A 17,121-nucleotide genomic window follows, 5' to 3' on the forward strand; every position below is an offset into this window, starting at 1 on the left:
GGTCAGCGTGACCATGCAATCCACAAGCGGACCGGGTGCCGTCGGCGTGGCCCCCGGGATCGAGGTCAGCGGGGTGTCGAAGACCTTCCGCACCAACGCCGGTGACGTGGTCGCGCTGACCGACATCGACCTGGAGGTCCGGCAGGGCTCGTTCGTGTCGCTGGTCGGCCCGAGCGGCTGCGGCAAGTCCACCCTGCTCCGGATCGTCGCCGGGCTGGAGACCAGCAGCGGTGGCACGACCAAGGTGGCCGGCACACCGGTCGACGGGCCGCGACGGGACTTCGGCATGGTGTTCCAGCAGCCGGTGCTGCTGCCCTGGCTGACCATCTTCCGCAACGTCATGCTGCCGGCCGACGTCGCCCGGGACCGCTCGCCCCAGGCCCGCCAACGGGCTGCCGACCTGCTGGAACTGGTCGGTCTCGACGGCTTCCAGCATCGTTACCCCCGTGAGCTGTCCGGCGGCATGCAGCAGCGTGCCGCGCTCGTCCGGGCCCTGATGAGCCGACCCAGCCTGCTGCTGATGGACGAGCCGTTCGGTGCCCTCGACGCCCTCACCCGGGAGACGATGAACTCCGAACTGCTGCGGATCTGGTCGGAGACCGGCGCCACCACGCTGTTCGTGACGCACTCGATCGCCGAGGCGGTGTTCCTCAGCGACGTCGTGGTGGTGCTCTCCGGCCGTCCCGGCACGATCCTCGACCAGGTCCGGATCGACCTGCCCCGTCCCCGCACGTTCGACGTCATGGACTCGCCGGAGGCGTCGAGGCTGACCAGCCACATCCGTGGACACCTGCATGCACGAGGAGCGGTGGGATGACCGTGACCAGGAGCGAGCCCGTCCAGGGCGAGGCCGGGGCGACCGGTCCCGAGCAGCCGACCGCGCGCAGGCGTCGGTCCCGGTCACTCGTGCGCCGGTACCCCACGCTCATCGTCAGTCCGTTGATCGCGCTCGTCGCGCTCACCGCCTGGGTGTCGGCCATCGAGATCTTCGGTGTGGAGCCACTGATCCTGCCGCCGCCGCTGGACGTGCTCGACGAACTGTGGATCATGCTCACCGGCACGGAGTTGTACCGGAACCTGCTGGTGACGGTCTCCGAGTTCGGCATCGGGTTCGTGCTGGGTTCGGTCTCGGCGATCATCGTCGCGGCGGTCCTGGTGCGCATCCCGCCTCTGGAGAAGGGCTTCTCCCCGTACATCATCGCCTTCCAGAACTTCCCCAAGATCGCCATCGCGCCCATGCTGGTCACCTGGTTCGGCTTCGGCATGGCACCCAAGATCGCGCTGGCCACCGTGCTGGCCTTCTTCCCGGTGTTCGTCAACGTCATCGTCGGACTCAAGTCCTCCACCCGCGAACAACGCGACCTGATGCGGATGCTGCAGGCATCGGAGTGGCAGACGTTCCGGATGCTGCGGGTCAAGGTGGCGTTGCCGTACATCTTCGCCGGTCTGCGGGTCGCCGCCGTGTTCAGCCTGCTGGGCGCGATCACCGGGGAGTTCATCAGCTCCTCCCAGGGGCTGGGCTACATGCTGTTGCAGCGCAACGCCCAACTGCACGTCGACGGGGTCTTCGCGCTGCTGGTGGTGATGGCGGCGATCGGCCTGGCGGTGCACGGCATCCTCGCGCTGCTCAACCGGAAGATCATCTTCTGGGAGGACCACGACCAGGCCAAACGCCCGGCACAGGAAGAGAGCGTCTGAGGCGATGCGGCGCACGTTGTTCGCACCGGAACACGAGGAGTTCCGGCACCTGGTCCGCAAGGTGATCGAACGGGAGGTGTCGCCGTACCACCAGCAGTGGTGCGAGGACGGCATCGTGCCCCGCGACCTGTTCCGCACCCTGGGCGCGGTGGGGGTGATGGGATTCTCCGTCCCGGAGGAGTACGGCGGAGCGGGCACCGTCGACTACCGCTACAACGTGGTGATCCAGGAGGAGACCGCCCGCGCCGTGGTCACCCTCGGCGGTCTGCGTACCCACCTGGACATCGTGCTGCCGTACCTGCTCGCCTTCGCCGACGAGGGCCAGCGGGAGCGGTGGTTCCCCGGGTTGGCCTCCGGTGACCTGTACACCGCGATCGCGATGAGCGAACCCGGCGTCGGCTCCGACCTCGCCGGCATCAGCACGGTCGCGGTCCGCGACGGCGACCACTACGTGGTCGACGGTGCGAAGACGTTCATCACCGGCGGGGAACTGGCCGACCTCGTGGTCGTGGTGGTCCGCACCGGACGGGAACCGGACGACCGCCGGGCCGGGCTCTCCCTGCTCGTCGTGGAGAAGGGCACGCCGGGCTTCACCGTCGGGCGTCGACTGCACAAGATCGGACTCGCCACCCAGGACACCGTGGAGCTGGCCTTCGACGGGGCGCGCGTCCCCGTCGCCAACCGGCTCGGGCCGGAGGGCGCCGGCTTCACCGCGCTCACGCACAACCTCGCCCAGGAACGCCTCGCGATCGCCGTCGGCGCCGTCGCGCAGGCCACCACCGCTCACGAACACACCATCCGGTACGTCCGCGAGCGGACGGTCTTCGGCCGCCCGCTCGGGCACTTCCAGAACACCAAGTTCGAGCTGGCCGCGATGGCGGCCGAACTGGAGGCCGGGCAGGCCCTGCTCGACACGGCGGTGCGGGCGCACCTGGACGGGGAACTGACCCCGGCCGACGCGGCCAAGACGAAGCTGTTCTGCACCGAGATGCAGGGCCGCGTCGTCGACCGGTGCCTGCAACTGCACGGCGGGTACGGCTACGTCACCGAGTACCCGATCGCCCGGATGTACGCCGACGCGCGGGTCACCCGCATCTACGGCGGCACCAGCGAGGTCCTCAAGAGCATCATCAGCAAGTCCCTGGAGCTGTGACCCGTGCCGATCTACGCCCTCGGGGACCTGGTCCCCGACATCGACCCCTCCGCGTACGTCCACCCGGACGCGGTCGTGATCGGCCGTGTCCGCCTCGGAGCCGACACCTCGGTGTGGCCCGGCGCGGTGCTGCGCGGTGACGGCAACGAGATCGTCATCGGCGCGGGCACGAACGTCCAGGACGGCACTGTCGTCCACGCCAGCGAGCGCCACGCCACCCGGGTCGGCGAGCGCTGCGTCATCGGGCACCTCGCCCACCTGGAAGGCTGCGTCGTCGAGGACGACGCGCTCGTCGGTTCGCAGGCCGTCGTGCTCGCCGATGCCGTGGTCGGTGCCGGCGCGCTGGTCGGCGCGGCGGCGCTGGTGCCACCCCGCTTCGTCGTCCCGCCCCGCACCATGGCACTCGGCGTGCCGGTGTCGATCCGCGACACCCCGCCCGATGCCGACGTCCTGCGGATCAACGCCGCGCGCTACGTCGAGTCGGCACGCCGGTACCGCACCTCACTCCGCCGGATCGACTGAAGGGCAACATCGATGCAGCAGCAGATACCGGCGCTGGACGGGGTCCGGGTCGTCGAACTCGGCCAGCTCATCGCCGGACCGTTCTGCGGCCAGTTGATGGCCGACTTCGGCGCCGACGTCGTCAAGGTCGAACAGCCCGACCAGGGCGACCCGATGCGTCACTGGGGCCACAGCAAGAACGGCAGGTCGCTGTCGTGGAGCGTGATCGCGCGCGGGAAGCGCAGCGTGACCGCCGACCTGAAGTCCGCCGACGGCAGGGCCTTCGTCCTCGCGCTCGTCGCACAGGCCGACGTCCTGGTGGAGAACTTCCGACCGGGCACCCTGGAGCGCTACGGGCTCGGCTGGGACGAGCTGTCCGCCGCCAACCCGCGACTGATCCTCATCCGGGTCAGCGGCTTCGGCCAGACCGGGCCGTACGCCACCCGGGCCGGATACGGCTCGATCGGTGAGGCGATGGGCGGCCTGCGCCACCTCGTCGGCGACCCGGACCGGCCACCCAGCCGTACCGGACTGTCGATCGGGGACATGCTCGCCGGGATGCACGCCGCGTACGGCGCCCTCCTCGCGCTCTACGCCCGCCAGCGCACCGGCGCCGGTCAGGTCGTGGACGTCTCCATCTACGAGTCCGTGCTGGCCATGACCGAGGCGCTGGTGGCCGACTACGCCATCGCGGGTGTCACGCGGCAGCGTTCCGGTGCCGTGCTCCCCGGCATCGCACCGTCCAACGTGTACCCGACCTCCGACGGCGACTTCGTGCTCGTCGCGGCGAACCAGGACACCGTGTTCCGCCGCCTCGCCGCCGCCATGGGACGACCCGACCTGGCCACCTCGCCGGAGTACGCCACCCATGCCGCCCGTGGCGTACGCCAGCGCGAGCTCGACGACCTGATCGCCGGTTGGACCGTGCACCACCGGGCCGACGAGATCCTGGCGGTCCTGGAGCAGCACGGGGTGCCGGCCGGCCGGGTGTACACCGCCCGCGACATGCTCGACGACCCGCAGTTCCAGGCGCGGGAGAGCATCGTGCGGGTGCCCGATCCCGACCTCGGTCCCATCCCGATGCAGAACGTGGCACCACGCCTGTCGGCCACCCCCGGCACGATCCGCTGGCCCGGCCCGGCGCTCGGCGCCCACGACGCGGAGGTGCGGGCGGCCCTCCTGCCAGGTGAGTAGGGGAGGGCGGTGCGGGTGGCGTCGCCGTTATGTGCAGGTCCGGCGGGAGTCCGGGTACCCTCGGGCGGGTGCGGATCATCGCGTTCATGGCTGTCCTCCTCGTCGTGCTGGCCGCCGTTGCGCTCATCGGAGGGGTGCTGACGGCGGGCACCCGACGTCGCCGTCACGCGGCGCAGGTGTCGGCGCGGTGGACGGTGCGCCACTACGCCATCCCGGGGCGTGGGCACACCGTGGTCGGTGTCAGCCTCATCGACGCCGACGGCCGGATCCACGGTGAGAACGTGGTCGCCCGCATCCCGGACGGCGCTCCCGACTGGCAACGCGACTTCGTCGCGGCCCGCCAGGAGGCCGAGGAGCGCGCCTTCCACCTGAACAGCGACCGCCCGCCGATGCTCGGGAGCTGAGGCCGTCGGGTCGTGCGGCCCCGGCCCCGGCGGGTCGACTAGCCTGCCTGCTCATGGAGGCCACCGACGACCGGCTGGAACTGGTCGTCGACCCGGCCCGGCCCACCGGGCGCACGCTTCTGGCCGGTGGCGTCGAGCAGTCGTACGTGGATCTCGCCGACCCCACCTACCTGCACTTCGAGTACGTGCGTCGGATGGCCGCCGTGGCCGATCTCGCCGCACCGGCCGGTGATCCGCTCGACGTGCTGCACCTGGGCGGCGGCGCGCTGACCCTGCCGCGCTACGTCGGTGCGACCCGGCCCGGCTCGGCACAGGTGGTCGTCGAGCGGGACCCTGCCGTGGTCGACCTGGTGACCCGGGACCTGCCGCTGCGGCAGCCCGGGGTCGAGATCCGGGTAGACGACGCGCGCGAGGCCGTCACCGAAGCCCCCGCCGACGCGTACGACCTGGTGTTCGCGGACATCTACCGGGCGGCCCGGATGCCGCCGCACGTGGCCACCGTGGCGTTCGCCGCCGAGGTCGCCCGGACGCTGCGGCCGGGCGGCGTCTACCTGGTCAACGTCACCGACCTGCCGCCGCTGGTCCTCGCCCGGGTACAGGCGGCCACCCTGCGCGCGGTCTTCGCCGACGTCTGCGTCGTCGCCGACCGGCGGATGCTGCGCGGCCGGCGGTACGGCAACCTGGTGCTCGCGGCGGCCAGGAGCCCGGGTCGGCTACCGGTGGCGCGCCTGACACAGCGGGCACGCCGTGACCCGGTACCCGGCGACGTGCTGCACGGACCGACGCTCGACGTCTTCGTCGGCGGTGCCCGACCGCGCACCGACGACGCCGGGCACTGACACCCGGCCTTCTCCGCCAGCGTGACGCCTGCCCGTCGACGGCGTATTGGCAAGCAAGTGCTTGTGCAAACAGTGGCTTGTATTAGGGTTGGTGTCATGCCAGCCTCGCTCGTCGCACCCGGGCCTGACCTCGACTCGGCCTTCGCCGCACTCGGTGATCCCGTCCGCCGTGCCCTGGTGGCTCGCCTCGCACAGGGTGATGCCACGGTGGGTGAACTCGCCGCGCCGTTCGCCATGACCCCGCAGGCGATCTCGCACCACGTCGGTGTCCTGCGGCGGTGCGGTCTCGTGGAGCAGCGGCGCGAGGGCACCAAGCGTCCGTGCCGGCTCCGGGTCGACCACCTGTCGCAGCTCAGCACGTGGATCGACGATCAGCGCCGCATCTGGGACGACCGGCTCGACGTCCTGGCGCAGCACCTCGCCGACGACGGAGCGCCACGATGACCGCCCGCGCGGAACTGCACGGCGACGAACTGATCGCACGGCGGCGTCTCCCGGCGGCACCGGAGCGGGTCTGGGTGGCCTTCACCTCGCCGTCCGGCATCGCGGCGTTCTGGGGCGGTACGCACGCCACCGTGCCGCCCGAATCGGTGACCGTCGACCTGCGTCCCGGTGGAGAATTCGCGCTCGACACCCGTGGGCCGAACGGCGCGACCCGGCGGCTCCGGTTCGTCTATGTGAGCGTCGACGCACCGCACCGGCTCGTGTTCGACGAGTCCACCACGGGCCTGCGGACCACCGTCACCGTTCACCCTGCCGACGGCGGCGCGGATCTCACGGTTCACCAGCGCCGACTGCCGCCCGAACTGCGGACGGCCCAGGCAGCCGACGGGCTGGCCTCGATTCTCGACGCACTAGCCACTCACTTGCACCATTCCGATGTCACGCCAGGACGGAGCACCCGATGACCCAGCAGACCCAACGCCACCTCGTCGCGGAGTACTTCGAGGGATTCCGGACGAGCGACCACCGGCGAATCCTCGCGACCCTCAGCGACGACGTCGAATGGGTCATCCACGGCCACCGCACCACCCACGGCAAGACGGCGTTCGACGGCGAGATCGAGAACCCGGGCTTCACCGGCAGCCCCGAACTCGACGTGCAGCGTGTCTACGAGGACGGCCCGGTCGTCGTCGCCACCGGCGAGGGACGTGGCACCAGCGTCGATCACGGGCCGTTCCGCTTCGCCTTCAACGATCTGTTCACGTTCCACGACGGGTTCATCGCCCGCGTCGACTCCTACGTCGTTCCGCTGTCCTGAGGCACGCGGTGCCGGGTCGATCACCGCGCAGGGCTGTGGAAGGTGGTGGTCGGCGAGTGTGGTGACCGACTGCCACCACACTCGCTGACCGGTGCTCAGGCGTCGAAACGGCTGGCCTTGATGCCCTGGACGAAGTCGGTCCACTGGTCGGCGGTGAAGGACAGCGTCGACCCCTGCCGGTCCTTGCTGTCGCGGACCATGACGATCTGGGACGGGGTGGCAACCTCGACGCAGTTGCCGCCCCCGTTGCTGCGCGTGCTCTTCTTCCACCTCAGTGCCGTCATGTCTGTTCCTCCGCGATCGATGCGATGAGCTTGCGGGACTGCGCTTCGGTCAGCGCCGGCTTCTCCATGGCGGTCCACGCCTCCCCGTACGTTGTGACCTCGCTCGGCTTGTCGAGGTACAGGGCACCGGTGAGACTGTCGGAATAGATGATCGACGGTTCGGTTCCTCCGTCGAAGTCGAGGATCGTGAACGTGCCGCTGGTCATGTTGCCCAGGTGCAGACCGACGGCGATCGGGACCACCCGCAGCGAGACGTTCGGCTGTCGACTGACCGTGACCAGGTGCTGTAGCTGCTCCGTATCCGCACCGCGCCGTAGGACGGACTCGTCGAGCAGTACGTCGAACTGTGGGGCACGGGGCGTGAGGCGTGTCAGGAGAGCTTGTCGACCAAGGCGCACGGCCACGCCTCGCTGTATCTCCTCGCGGGTCATCTCGGGTCGGGCCACCTCGTAGACGCGGGTGGCGTACGCCTTTGTCTGCAAGAGGCCAGGGACAAGCTGCGCTTCGTAGGTTCGCAGGCGAGCGGCTGCGGCTTCCAGCCCCACGTACAGCTCGAACCACTCAGGGATGGCGTCGCCATACGAGTGCCACCAGCCACGGCCCTTCGTCTCCTTGGCGAGGCCCATCAGTGCCTCGGTCAATTCTGGTGACGCTCTGTATATCTTGCACATCGCTTCGACGTCGAGCGAGCGCATCGAGGTGGCGCCCGTCTCGATGCGCCAGATCTTCGGGGTCGACCATTCCAGCGACTCGGCTGCCGCCTTGATCGTCATGCGGGCTTCCTCGCGAAGCTGCCGCAGGTACCGACCGAGCTGGCGCCTCGGGACTGTTGAGCCGGTATCTGTCGTCACTGACCTATCCCTCTCCGTGACTACATACCGGGCGATGCCTGCGCTCGGTATGTAACACCTGTCGGCCACGCTTAGCAACCGAATCTATCAATATGAAAGACCCCAATACGTTTCATTCAAAATGAAATATTGCACTATCCACGCCTGTCGGGGAATCTGGCACCGGGTGTGGCGGCCGGATGACCGTGCGTGGCCCGGTCGCCATGCTCCCTATCGACAGGGGGCGGTATGTCCTGGCATCTGACCTACGACCAGTTCCTGCTTGCGGCGGCTCTCACGCTTGCGCGTCGGCATCGGCCGAGGTGGAACCACGTGCTGAGGCGGGTGACGTGTCGGTGTGGTCGGGATCTGCCGTGTCGGGTGCGGTACCGGGTGCCGATCAATCGGGGCCACTGGCCGGGGGAGGCGTCGTGACGGCGCACGGGCCGGTGGTGCCGGTTTGGACGTGTGCGGGGTGTGGTGCGCCCTGGCCGTGTCGGACGCGTCGTCAGGAGTTGCGGGCCGAGTACGACCGGGCTCCGGTCTCCCTGACGCTCTACATGGGTTCGTGTCTGCTGGCGGCCAGCCGGGACATGGGGTGGGCCCCGGCGGGGCTGCTGCACCGGAGGTTCCTCGGATGGCTGACCTGAGCAGACCCCGGGCCGGTGACCTGCTGCGGGTGGGGCCGGAGGCCAGTGTGCAGTTCGTCCGGCCGATCCTGTTCCGCGTGATCAGGGTGCTGGAGTGGACCACGTACGACGGGTGGCGCTGGCTTGAGGGTTACCAGGTCAACGATCGGGGAGAAGCGGTCCACCGCAGGGCGATCTTCGTCCAGCCGGCCGGACTGCGGACCGTCCCGGTGCCCGTGGCGGTCGGGCAGGCGCGTCGCCGGGGCTTGCGGCGGTCACCTCGCTGAGTAGGTTCGTCGATGTGGACCTGGAGGACATCGCCGCCCGGCTCGGCGTACCCGTCGAGGACGTCACGCGCGTCGACCGGCTCGCCGGTGACCGTCCGTCGGCCCCGTTGCCCGCGAAGGCCGACGCGCCCGAGATCCTGGACCGGCTCGCCGTACGCCCGGACGACGCCGCCGAGATCCTGGCCGGCTGGCCCGATCCCGACTCGGCGCTGTGGACCCCGGAGCTGCGGTGGCTGCTCGACCGTTCGATCGCCCTGGTCCGCGCCGACCTCGGCGGACACGAGTGGCTGCCGCCCGGCCCGGAGGTGCCCCGCGATCGCGGACCGGCCTGGCGGCACCTGTACGTGTACGCGTACCTGGCCCTGCTCGACGTGGTGCGGGCCTTCCACCGCGACCACGGCGTCCCCGACGCGGTGTCCTGGACGACCCTGGCGGACCTGGGCCGCAACCTCGCGATCGACCGGCGGATGCACCGCGAGGGCTGGCCGGTCATGCAGAGCTGGTTGACCCTGCACGCGCGCGGCAGCGTCTACGAGCTGGGCCGGTTGCAGCACCAACGCGGCGACACCATCGGCCTGCACGTCCCCGAGTCGGGGCCGCTGAGCCCGCAGGCGGTCGACGACTCGCTCGACCGGGCCCGCGCCTTCTTTCCGCGCCACTTCCCCGACGAGGAGTACACGGCGTTCTCCTGCGGCTCGTGGCTGCTCGACCCGCAACTGCGGGAGTACCTGCCGGAGGACTCCCACATCGTCCAGTTCCAGCGCCGGTTCACCCTGGAGCCCTACGAGGAGCCGGAGGGACTGGACGCCGACGTCGAGGTGCGGCGGTTCGTGTTCCGCAGCCTGAGCACGCCCCTGGACGACCTGCCACGCCGCACCGTGCTGCACCGCGCGGTCGTCGACCACCTGCGCGCGGGTCGCCACTGGCACTGGCGTCGGGGGCATTTCCCGATCTGACCATCCGCGTCGGTGCCGGAGTCAGCCGGTCGGCTGCTCCGGCGCGCCGTGCCGCGCGGCCTCCGGTCCCGGCACGGCCGCCCGTTGCCCGGGTACGTCGGTACCCGTCGACCCGTCCGACCCGGTGGCGGCCGCGGTCACCGCGGGCGTGGCGGACTCGGTGGCCTCCCGCAACGCGGTACGCGCCAGCACCTGCTGCAACGTCACGGTCCGCTCGGAGCGGCCCCGACCGATGAAGCTGACGAACCAGTGCAGTACGGCGGTGACCCGGTTCTTGAAGCCGACCAGGTACAACAGGTGCACGGCGAGCCAGAGCAGCCATCCGGTCAGTCCGGCCAACCGCAGCCGACCGACGGTGGCCACCGCCGAGAAGCGCGAGATGGTCGCCATGCTGCCCTTGTCGCGGTACCGGAAGGGCTGATCCGCCGGCTCGCCCCGCAGCCGGCGCAGGATCTGCCGGGCCGCGTACCGCCCGCCCTGGATGGCCACCTGCGCCACCCCCGGGAGCCGGTCCAGCGACATCAGGTCGCCGACGACGAACACCTCGGGATGACCGGGCAGGGTCAGGTCCGGCTCGACCCTGACCCGACCGGCCCGGTCGGTCTCGGCGCCGGCCCGGGAGGCCAGGTGCGCGCCCAGCGGTGACCCCGACACACCGGCCGCCCAGATCTTCGTCCGGCACTCGATGCGCCGTCGCCGGCCGTCCCGGTCGGCCACCTCGATGCCGTCGTCGTCCACGCCCACCACCGTGGCGCCCAGCTCCACGTCGACACCGAGACGGTGCAACTGCTGCAACGCCTTGCCGGAGAGCCGGTCCCCGAACGTGCCGAGGACCGAGTCACCGGCGTCCAGCAGGATGATCCTGGCCTTGCGGGGGTCGATGCGGCGGAACTCGCCCGGCAGGGTCCGGTGCGCCAACTCGGCGATCTGCCCGGCCATCTCCACACCGGTGGGTCCGGCGCCGACCACCACGAACGTCATCCACCGCGCGATCGTCGCCGGGTCGGTCTCCAACTCGGCCAGCTCGAACGCCCCGAAGATCCGCCCGCGCAGTTCGAGCGCGTCGTCGATGCTCTTCATGCCGGGCGCGTGCTCGGCGAACTCGTCGTGGCCGAAGTACGACTGCGTCGCCCCGGCGGCGACGATCAGGCTGTCGTACTCGACGCGGAACGTGGTCAGCGGCGCGTTCGCGGTGACCGTCCGGGTCTCCAGGTCGATGTCGGTGACCTCGCCGAGCAGGACCTCGGCGTTGCGCTGCCGACGCAGGATCTCGCGGGTGGCGGGCGCCACCTCGCCGGGGGAGAGGATGCCGGTGGCCACCTGGTAGAGCAGCGGCTGGAACAGGTGGTGGGTGGTGCGCGCGACCATCGTCACGTCCACCGGTGCGCGGCGGAGCGCCTTGGCCGCGAAGAGGCCGCCGAAGCCGGATCCGACGATCACCACCCGGTGCCGCCGGTCACCGGTGCCCGTGCCGTCGGCGGTCCTGTCTCGGTTCATCTGCGCTCTCCGTCCCGGTGTGAGCCACGCCCTCGGGCGTCTGCACGTCATCCTCAGGCGCGCTCCCGGCCTGGCGGAACCGGCGGCTCGACCAATCTGTTCTGATTTCCGGTGCGTCGGCGGCGAAACCCGCACCATGGTGGCTCCGGCCACGCCCGGAGCAGGGTGCCGTGTCCGGCACCGTGCGCCGTCCGTTGCCTCTGTGACGGTGCTCACCGGCGTCGCCCGTCGCCCACGCGAGGGCCGACGCGAACAGACCGTGACACGGGCGTGCGGAGCGTCAGCAAACTTGATTGATTCCAAAAGAGTGGAGTAGGTTGGCCGGCATGACGTCCGACTTCGAGGCCCAGCTCCGCGCGGTCTCGTTGCGCGTGACCCGGCCCCGACTGGCGGTGCTCGCGGCGCTGCGGGACCACCCGCACGTCGACACCGACGCGGTGACCCGGCTGGTCCGGGCTGACCACCCCACCGTGTCCCACCAGGCCATCTACGACGTGCTGCGGGCGCTGACCGACGCCGGTCTGGTGCGGCGCATCCAGCCCGCCGGAGCCGTCGCCCGATACGAGTCCCGGGTCGGGGACAACCACCACCATGTCGTCTGCCGCTCCTGCGGCTCGATCGCCGACGTGGACTGCGCCGTCGGCGACGCACCCTGTCTCACCGCCTCCGACGACCACGGCTTCGTGGTCGACGAGGCGGAGGTCGTCTACTGGGGCACCTGCCCCGACTGCGACCGCACGCACCACCAGTGACACGCACCACCAGTGATCCGCCAGGTCGGAAGGAAGCACATTGAGTAACCCACAGCACGACGGTCCGTCGAGTGCCCAGGGCGTGGACAAGAAGGCCGAGTCCGGCTGCCCGGTCGCGCACGACTCGGTGACCGCGCACGGCAGCGAGAGCGAGAACCCGGCGATCGACTCGCCCACCCCGAAGACCGGCGGTCGCCCGCACACCAACCGGGACTGGTGGCCCAACCAGCTCGACCTCTCGGTGCTGCACGCCCACTCGTCGAAGGGCAACCCGCTCGGCGCCGACTTCAGCTACGCCAAGGAGTTCGCCAAGCTCGACGTCGAGGCGCTCAAGCGGGACATCACCCAGGTCCTCACCACCTCGCAGGACTGGTGGCCGGCCGACTTCGGCCACTACGGCGGTCTGATGATCCGGATGAGCTGGCACGCCGCCGGCACGTACCGCATCGAGGACGGTCGCGGCGGCGCCGGCGACGGCGGGCAGCGCTTCGCCCCGCTCAACAGCTGGCCGGACAACGCCAACCTTGACAAGGCCCGCCGCCTGCTGTGGCCGGTCAAGCAGAAGTACGGCCAGCAGATCTCCTGGGCCGACCTGCTCGTGCTCGCCGGCAACGTGGCCCTGGAGTCGATGGGCTTCAAGACCTTCGGCTTCGCCTTCGGCCGCCCCGACGTGTGGGAGCCCGAGGAGATCTTCTGGGGGCCGGAGGACACCTGGCTCGGTGACGAGCGCTACGTCTCCGAGCAGGAGATGTCCCAGGGCGTCGGCGCGACCGAGATGGGCCTCATCTACGTCAACCCCGAGGGCCCCCGGGGCAACGCGGACCCGCTGGCGGCGGCGCACTTCATCCGGGAGACCTTCGCCCGGATGGCGATGAACGACGAGGAGACCGTCGCGCTCATCGCCGGTGGCCACACGTTCGGCAAGACCCACGGTGCCGGCGTCGCCGACGACCACGTCGGCCCCGAGCCCGAGGGCGCCCCGCTGGAGTCGCAGGGCCTGGGCTGGCTGAGCACGCACGGCAGCGGCAAGGGCGCCGACACGATCACCAGCGGCCTCGAGGTCACCTGGACCGACCGGCCGACCGAGTGGAGCAACCGCTTCTTCGAGATCCTCTTCGGCTACGAGTGGGAGCTGACCACCAGCCCGGGTGGCGCCAAGCAGTGGGTCGCCAAGGACGCCGAGGCGATCATCCCGGACGCCCACGACCCGTCGAAGAAGCACAAGCCCACCATGCTGACGACGGACCTGTCGCTGCGCGTGGACCCGGCGTACGAGCGGATCTCCCGCCGGTTCCTGGAGAACCCCGACGAGTTCGCGCTCGCCTTCGCCAAGGCGTGGTACAAGCTGCTGCACCGCGACATGGGTCCGGTCAGCCGCTTCCTCGGCCCATGGGTCCCCGAGGCCCAGCTCTGGCAGGACCCGGTCCCGGCCGTCGACCACGAGCTGGTCGGTGACGCCGACGTCGCCGCCCTCAAGGCCAAGGTCCTGGAGTCCGGGCTGAGCACCGCCCAGCTCGTCTCCACCGCGTGGGCCTCGGCCGCCAGCTTCCGCTACACCGACAAGCGGGGCGGCGCCAACGGTGCCCGGATCCGTCTCGAGCCGCAGCGCAGCTGGGAGGTCAACCAGCCGGAGCAGCTCGCCGCGGTGCTGAAGACCCTGGAGGACATCCAGCGGGAGTTCAACTCCGCCGGTGGCGCGAAGATCTCCCTGGCGGACCTGATCGTGCTGGCCGGCTCGGCCGCCGTCGAGAAGGCGGCGCGTGACGCCGGGGTCGAGATCACCGTCCCGTTCCACCCGGGTCGCACCGACGCCAGCCAGGAGCAGACCGACGTCGAGTCGTTCCGGGTCCTGGAGCCGCGTGCCGACGGGTTCCGCAACTACCTGCGTCCGGGTGAGAAGACCCAGCCGGAGGTCCTGCTCGTCGACCGGGCCTACATGCTCAACCTGACCGCGCCCGAGATGACCGCCCTGATCGGTGGCCTGCGCTCCCTCGGGAACAACGTCGGCGACAGCCGCCACGGCGTCCTCACCGACCGGCCCGGCGTGCTCACCAACGACTTCTTCGCCAACCTGCTCTCCCCGGGCACCCGGTGGAAGGCGTCGGAGTCCGAGGAGAACGTGTACGAGATCCGCGACCTGGCCACCGACGAGGTGAAGTGGACCGCCACCGCGGTCGACCTCGTCTTCGGCTCCAACTCGCAGCTCCGGGCGCTGGCCGAGGTCTACGCCAGCGACGACGCCCACGGCAAGTTCGTGGCCGACTTCGTCGCGGCCTGGACCAAGGTGATGGAACTCGACCGGTTCGACCTGGCCTGATCCACGTCGCACCGCAGGGGCCCCGGCCGATCGTCGACGATCGACCGGGGCCCCTCCCGTTCCGAAGGACCGTACGGGCACGCAGAACCCGCCGACGCCCTACGCGGGACGACGGGCGACCAGGAGACCCGCCCCGGCGGCGAGCACGACGAACACGACCACCACGGTCAACGCCTGGCCCAGCGTCGCGCCCCCGCCCTCCGACGGTGTCCCGCCGCCAGCGGCGGCCGGCGGCGCGACGGTCGCCTCCGGCGGGGTCTCGAGCACGGCGTTGGTCGTGATCAACCGTGGCGCCGGGTAGTCGCTGTCGGCGGTGCGGTCGATCCAGTCGAGCGAGTTGCCGTCGGCGCACCGTTGCAGCACCGGGAAGTGCAACGTGTCGCCCGCCTGGGCCACGATCCGAGTGGTCACGCCCACCTCGGCGGTCTCCCGCCCCGGCCCGGTGAAGGTGACTCGATTCCCGGAGAGCGCGGCGGACCACCCCTCCGGTTCCACCGTGCCAATCGCGGTCACCCCCTCGGGCAGCGCGACGACCAGCTCGGTGGTGGGGGAGTCGTCACAACTGTGGTCGAAGGCGAACGTCAGGGTCGTGGTGCCGTCGCCGTTCGGCTTCGCCTCCGCGACCTCGACGTGCGCCGCTGCGGGCACCGCCCCCCACGCCAGGTACGCGACGACACCGGTCGCCACGGCAGCCGCCCGGATCCACCGTCGCGACCTCATCCGACGTCCACCGTGACGCGGGCGACCGGACTCTCGTACTTGGAGGTCCGCACGCTGACCTGGACCACCCAGGAACCGGCGAGCGGCAGGTCGACGACCGCCTCGTACCGGCCCGGCCCGGTCGGCGAGAGCGTCCGCTCCAGCGGACCGACGTCCATCGCGGGCAGCTGGACCGTCAACCTCGGGTCGTCGACCGGTGCGATCGGCTGGCCCGCCGCATCGAGGATGTTCAGTTCCATCGAGTTCACTCCTACCACCCCGGGGGTCAGCCGGACGACGGCCCGACCCGACCCCAGCGGCGCCTCCGCCACGATCGGACGGTCCCCGGCGTCGGCCGGCGGACGCGTACCGGTGTCGGTGACCGGGCTCTGCGTGACCAGGAACCCGGTCGCGGCGACCACACCGACCAGCAGCGCCGCCTCCCACCGGACCGAGCGGCGCAGCAGCCGCCACGCCGCCGGAGGTCCCTCGTCACGGTCGGTGGCCACCACCCGGGGCACCAGCCGGAAACGGTTGTGTGCGGCCACCGCCAGCACCACGACGGTCAGCCCGACCTTCGTCAGCAGGGCCAGACCGTAGGCCGTGCCCCACAGCGCCTCCCAGGACCCCAGGATGCGCCACCCGAGCAGCACCCCGGCGACGCCGAGCAGGCCCACGAGGACGGCGGCGGTGCGCGAGAACGCGGACACCGTACGCGCCGCCGCTCCCGGCGGCAGGTCGGCCGACCGGGCCAGCGTCCAGGCCAGGGCCACCAGCCCGCCCAGCCACACACCGGCGGTGACCACGTGCAGCACGTCGGCCGGGACGACCAGCCAGGCCGGACCATAGGTGCGGGTGTGCCCGACCAGGGCGACCGCCCCCCAGGCGAGGACGACACCGGCGAACGCCACGGCCGTCAGCGCCGCCCGCCGGCCACCGGTGGCGTCGGCCGTCGGTGTGCCTGCGGCTGTCGGTGTGTCCCCGGCCGCTGCGGTGGCGGGCGCCGGCCCGGCGGCAGCGGTCGCCCACCAGGCGGCAGCCAGACCCAGCAGCACCAACAGGGAGCTGAGGGACTCCTCCGCACCGAGCCCGGCGCTCCAGAGGGCAGGGTCGACCAGTCCGTCCAGGTTCCGGCCGTCCTGCCAGGCGGGGACGGCCGGCACCAGGACCAGCCGCGCCAGCACGGTCAGCCCCACCGACCAGGCGGCCAGCCGCCGCAGCCGCCGCCGCAGCACCGGCGCGTCGGCGCGCAGCAGGACCAGCAGGAAGACGAGTACGCCCGCACCGACCAACAGGCCGAGGTAGGCGAGCGCCTCGAAGACCTGACGCAGCACGTCCAGCCCGCGTCCCGGACTGCTCTCCGGCACCGCCACGGCGGAACTGCTGGGCGCGCCCACCGCGAAGCTGAACCCACCCGATACGGGATGGCTGTCGGCGGAGATCACCCGGAACGTGACGATGTAGGTGCCGCCGGGCAGCTCCGGCGGCACGGTCAGGACCACCGTGGTGTCCACCGACCGGCTGTCGCCGGACAGCTCCTCGCCGGCCGCGTCGAGCAGCCGCACGCCACCCGGGCGGACCGCGACCGGTTCGTTGAAGGTCAACGTGATCTGGCCCGGCGTGGTCGCCAGCACGGCACCGTCGGCCGGGTCGGTGCCCAGCAGGACGGCGTGGGCGGCGGCCGGGGTCGCCGGCACGACGGCCGCCAGCAGGCCGAGCAGGACGGCGAGCACGGCGGACCAAGCCCACCGCGCCCGCCCGCCGGCTGCCGCCCGCCGTGCCGTCAGGCCGCTCGGGGACGTCACCTGCGTCTCCGCCCG

Annotated in this window: 19 protein-coding genes; 14 read left to right on the top strand and 5 right to left on the bottom strand. The window is 71.2% G+C overall.

Going from position 1 to position 17,121, the window contains the following annotated elements; all coding sequences use genetic code 11:
- Positions 1-13: 13 nt before the first annotated feature.
- From ACFYTT_RS02305 to ACFYTT_RS02350, 10 genes are all read left to right on the top strand, one after another.
- A complete protein-coding gene (locus ACFYTT_RS02305; RefSeq protein WP_131052317.1) occupies positions 14-817 on the top strand; it encodes an ABC transporter ATP-binding protein in 804 nt (267 codons plus the stop codon).
- A complete protein-coding gene (locus ACFYTT_RS02310) occupies positions 814-1,698 on the top strand; it encodes an ABC transporter permease (protein WP_387257252.1) in 885 nt (294 codons plus the stop codon). Before ACFYTT_RS02305 ends, ACFYTT_RS02310 begins: the two co-directional genes overlap by 4 nt.
- Positions 1,699-1,702: 4 nt before the next feature.
- Entirely contained in the window at positions 1,703-2,851 is a 1,149-nt protein-coding gene (locus ACFYTT_RS02315; protein ID WP_131052308.1) for an acyl-CoA dehydrogenase family protein, read from the top strand.
- 3 nt (positions 2,852-2,854) lie between these two features.
- Positions 2,855-3,373, top strand: a complete 519-nt coding sequence (locus tag ACFYTT_RS02320) for a gamma carbonic anhydrase family protein (protein ID WP_131052307.1) — start codon at positions 2,855-2,857, stop codon at positions 3,371-3,373.
- 12 nt (positions 3,374-3,385) lie between these two features.
- The gene (locus tag ACFYTT_RS02325; RefSeq protein ID WP_176093677.1) at positions 3,386-4,546 is read left to right on the top strand and encodes a CaiB/BaiF CoA-transferase family protein; all 1,161 of its coding nucleotides are present in this window, start codon (positions 3,386-3,388) and stop codon (positions 4,544-4,546) included.
- A gap of 68 nt (positions 4,547-4,614) precedes the next feature.
- Complete coding sequence (locus ACFYTT_RS02330) at positions 4,615-4,950, top strand: hypothetical protein (RefSeq protein ID WP_387257255.1); 336 nt, start codon at positions 4,615-4,617, stop codon at positions 4,948-4,950.
- Between the two features lie 53 nt (positions 4,951-5,003).
- A complete protein-coding gene (locus ACFYTT_RS02335; protein WP_176093678.1) occupies positions 5,004-5,789 on the top strand; it encodes a spermidine synthase in 786 nt (261 codons plus the stop codon).
- 96 nt (positions 5,790-5,885) lie between these two features.
- Positions 5,886-6,233, top strand: a complete 348-nt coding sequence (locus ACFYTT_RS02340; RefSeq protein ID WP_131052303.1) for a helix-turn-helix transcriptional regulator — start codon at positions 5,886-5,888, stop codon at positions 6,231-6,233.
- Positions 6,230-6,697, top strand: coding sequence for an SRPBCC domain-containing protein (locus ACFYTT_RS02345; RefSeq protein WP_387257257.1), 468 nt, complete (start codon positions 6,230-6,232; stop codon positions 6,695-6,697). The genes ACFYTT_RS02340 and ACFYTT_RS02345 overlap by 4 nt, the downstream gene beginning before the upstream one ends.
- A complete protein-coding gene (locus ACFYTT_RS02350; RefSeq protein WP_131052301.1) occupies positions 6,694-7,050 on the top strand; it encodes a nuclear transport factor 2 family protein in 357 nt (118 codons plus the stop codon). The genes ACFYTT_RS02345 and ACFYTT_RS02350 overlap by 4 nt, the downstream gene beginning before the upstream one ends.
- Positions 7,051-7,145: 95 nt before the next feature.
- On the opposite strand, the gene ACFYTT_RS02355 is transcribed toward ACFYTT_RS02350, so the two are convergent.
- Together ACFYTT_RS02355 and ACFYTT_RS02360 are read right to left on the bottom strand one after the other, a co-directional pair.
- Positions 7,146-7,334, bottom strand: coding sequence for a DUF397 domain-containing protein (locus ACFYTT_RS02355; protein ID WP_176093680.1), 189 nt, complete (start codon positions 7,332-7,334; stop codon positions 7,146-7,148).
- Entirely contained in the window at positions 7,331-8,185 is an 855-nt protein-coding gene (locus ACFYTT_RS02360) for a helix-turn-helix transcriptional regulator (protein WP_176093681.1), read from the bottom strand. The genes ACFYTT_RS02355 and ACFYTT_RS02360 overlap by 4 nt, the downstream gene beginning before the upstream one ends.
- Positions 8,186-8,801: 616 nt before the next feature.
- Here ACFYTT_RS02360 and ACFYTT_RS02365 point away from each other — a divergent pair.
- Entirely contained in the window at positions 8,802-9,080 is a 279-nt protein-coding gene (locus ACFYTT_RS02365; RefSeq protein WP_387257261.1) for a hypothetical protein, read from the top strand.
- 14 nt (positions 9,081-9,094) lie between these two features.
- Entirely contained in the window at positions 9,095-10,036 is a 942-nt protein-coding gene (locus ACFYTT_RS02370) for an acyltransferase domain-containing protein (protein WP_387257263.1), read from the top strand.
- Between the two features lie 21 nt (positions 10,037-10,057).
- Here ACFYTT_RS02370 and ACFYTT_RS02375 read toward each other — a convergent pair whose 3' ends face one another.
- On the bottom strand, positions 10,058-11,533 hold the full coding sequence (locus ACFYTT_RS02375) for an NAD(P)/FAD-dependent oxidoreductase (protein WP_387257264.1): 1,476 nt from the start codon (positions 11,531-11,533) through the stop codon (positions 10,058-10,060).
- 326 nt (positions 11,534-11,859) lie between these two features.
- On the opposite strand from ACFYTT_RS02375, the gene ACFYTT_RS02380 reads away from it, so the two are divergent.
- Together ACFYTT_RS02380 and katG are read left to right on the top strand one after the other, a co-directional pair.
- Positions 11,860-12,285, top strand: a complete 426-nt coding sequence (locus tag ACFYTT_RS02380) for a Fur family transcriptional regulator (RefSeq protein WP_387257266.1) — start codon at positions 11,860-11,862, stop codon at positions 12,283-12,285.
- Between the two features lie 40 nt (positions 12,286-12,325).
- Positions 12,326-14,602 carry a catalase/peroxidase HPI gene (katG, locus tag ACFYTT_RS02385; protein ID WP_387257268.1) on the top strand — a complete coding sequence of 759 codons (2,277 nt, stop codon included), beginning with the start codon at positions 12,326-12,328 and terminating at the stop codon, positions 14,600-14,602.
- Between the two features lie 99 nt (positions 14,603-14,701).
- Here katG and ACFYTT_RS02390 read toward each other — a convergent pair whose 3' ends face one another.
- Both ACFYTT_RS02390 and ACFYTT_RS02395 read right to left on the bottom strand, forming a co-directional pair.
- Positions 14,702-15,322 carry a DUF1775 domain-containing protein gene (locus ACFYTT_RS02390; protein ID WP_387257269.1) on the bottom strand — a complete coding sequence of 207 codons (621 nt, stop codon included), beginning with the start codon at positions 15,320-15,322 and terminating at the stop codon, positions 14,702-14,704.
- A complete protein-coding gene (locus tag ACFYTT_RS02395) occupies positions 15,319-17,106 on the bottom strand; it encodes a FixH family protein (RefSeq protein ID WP_387257271.1) in 1,788 nt (595 codons plus the stop codon). Before ACFYTT_RS02395 ends, ACFYTT_RS02390 begins: the two co-directional genes overlap by 4 nt.
- Between the last annotated feature and the right edge of the window lie 15 nt (positions 17,107-17,121).

This window comes from Micromonospora sp. NPDC003816 (assembly GCF_042874705.1).
Classification (GTDB): Bacteria; Actinomycetota; Actinomycetes; order Mycobacteriales; family Micromonosporaceae; genus Micromonospora.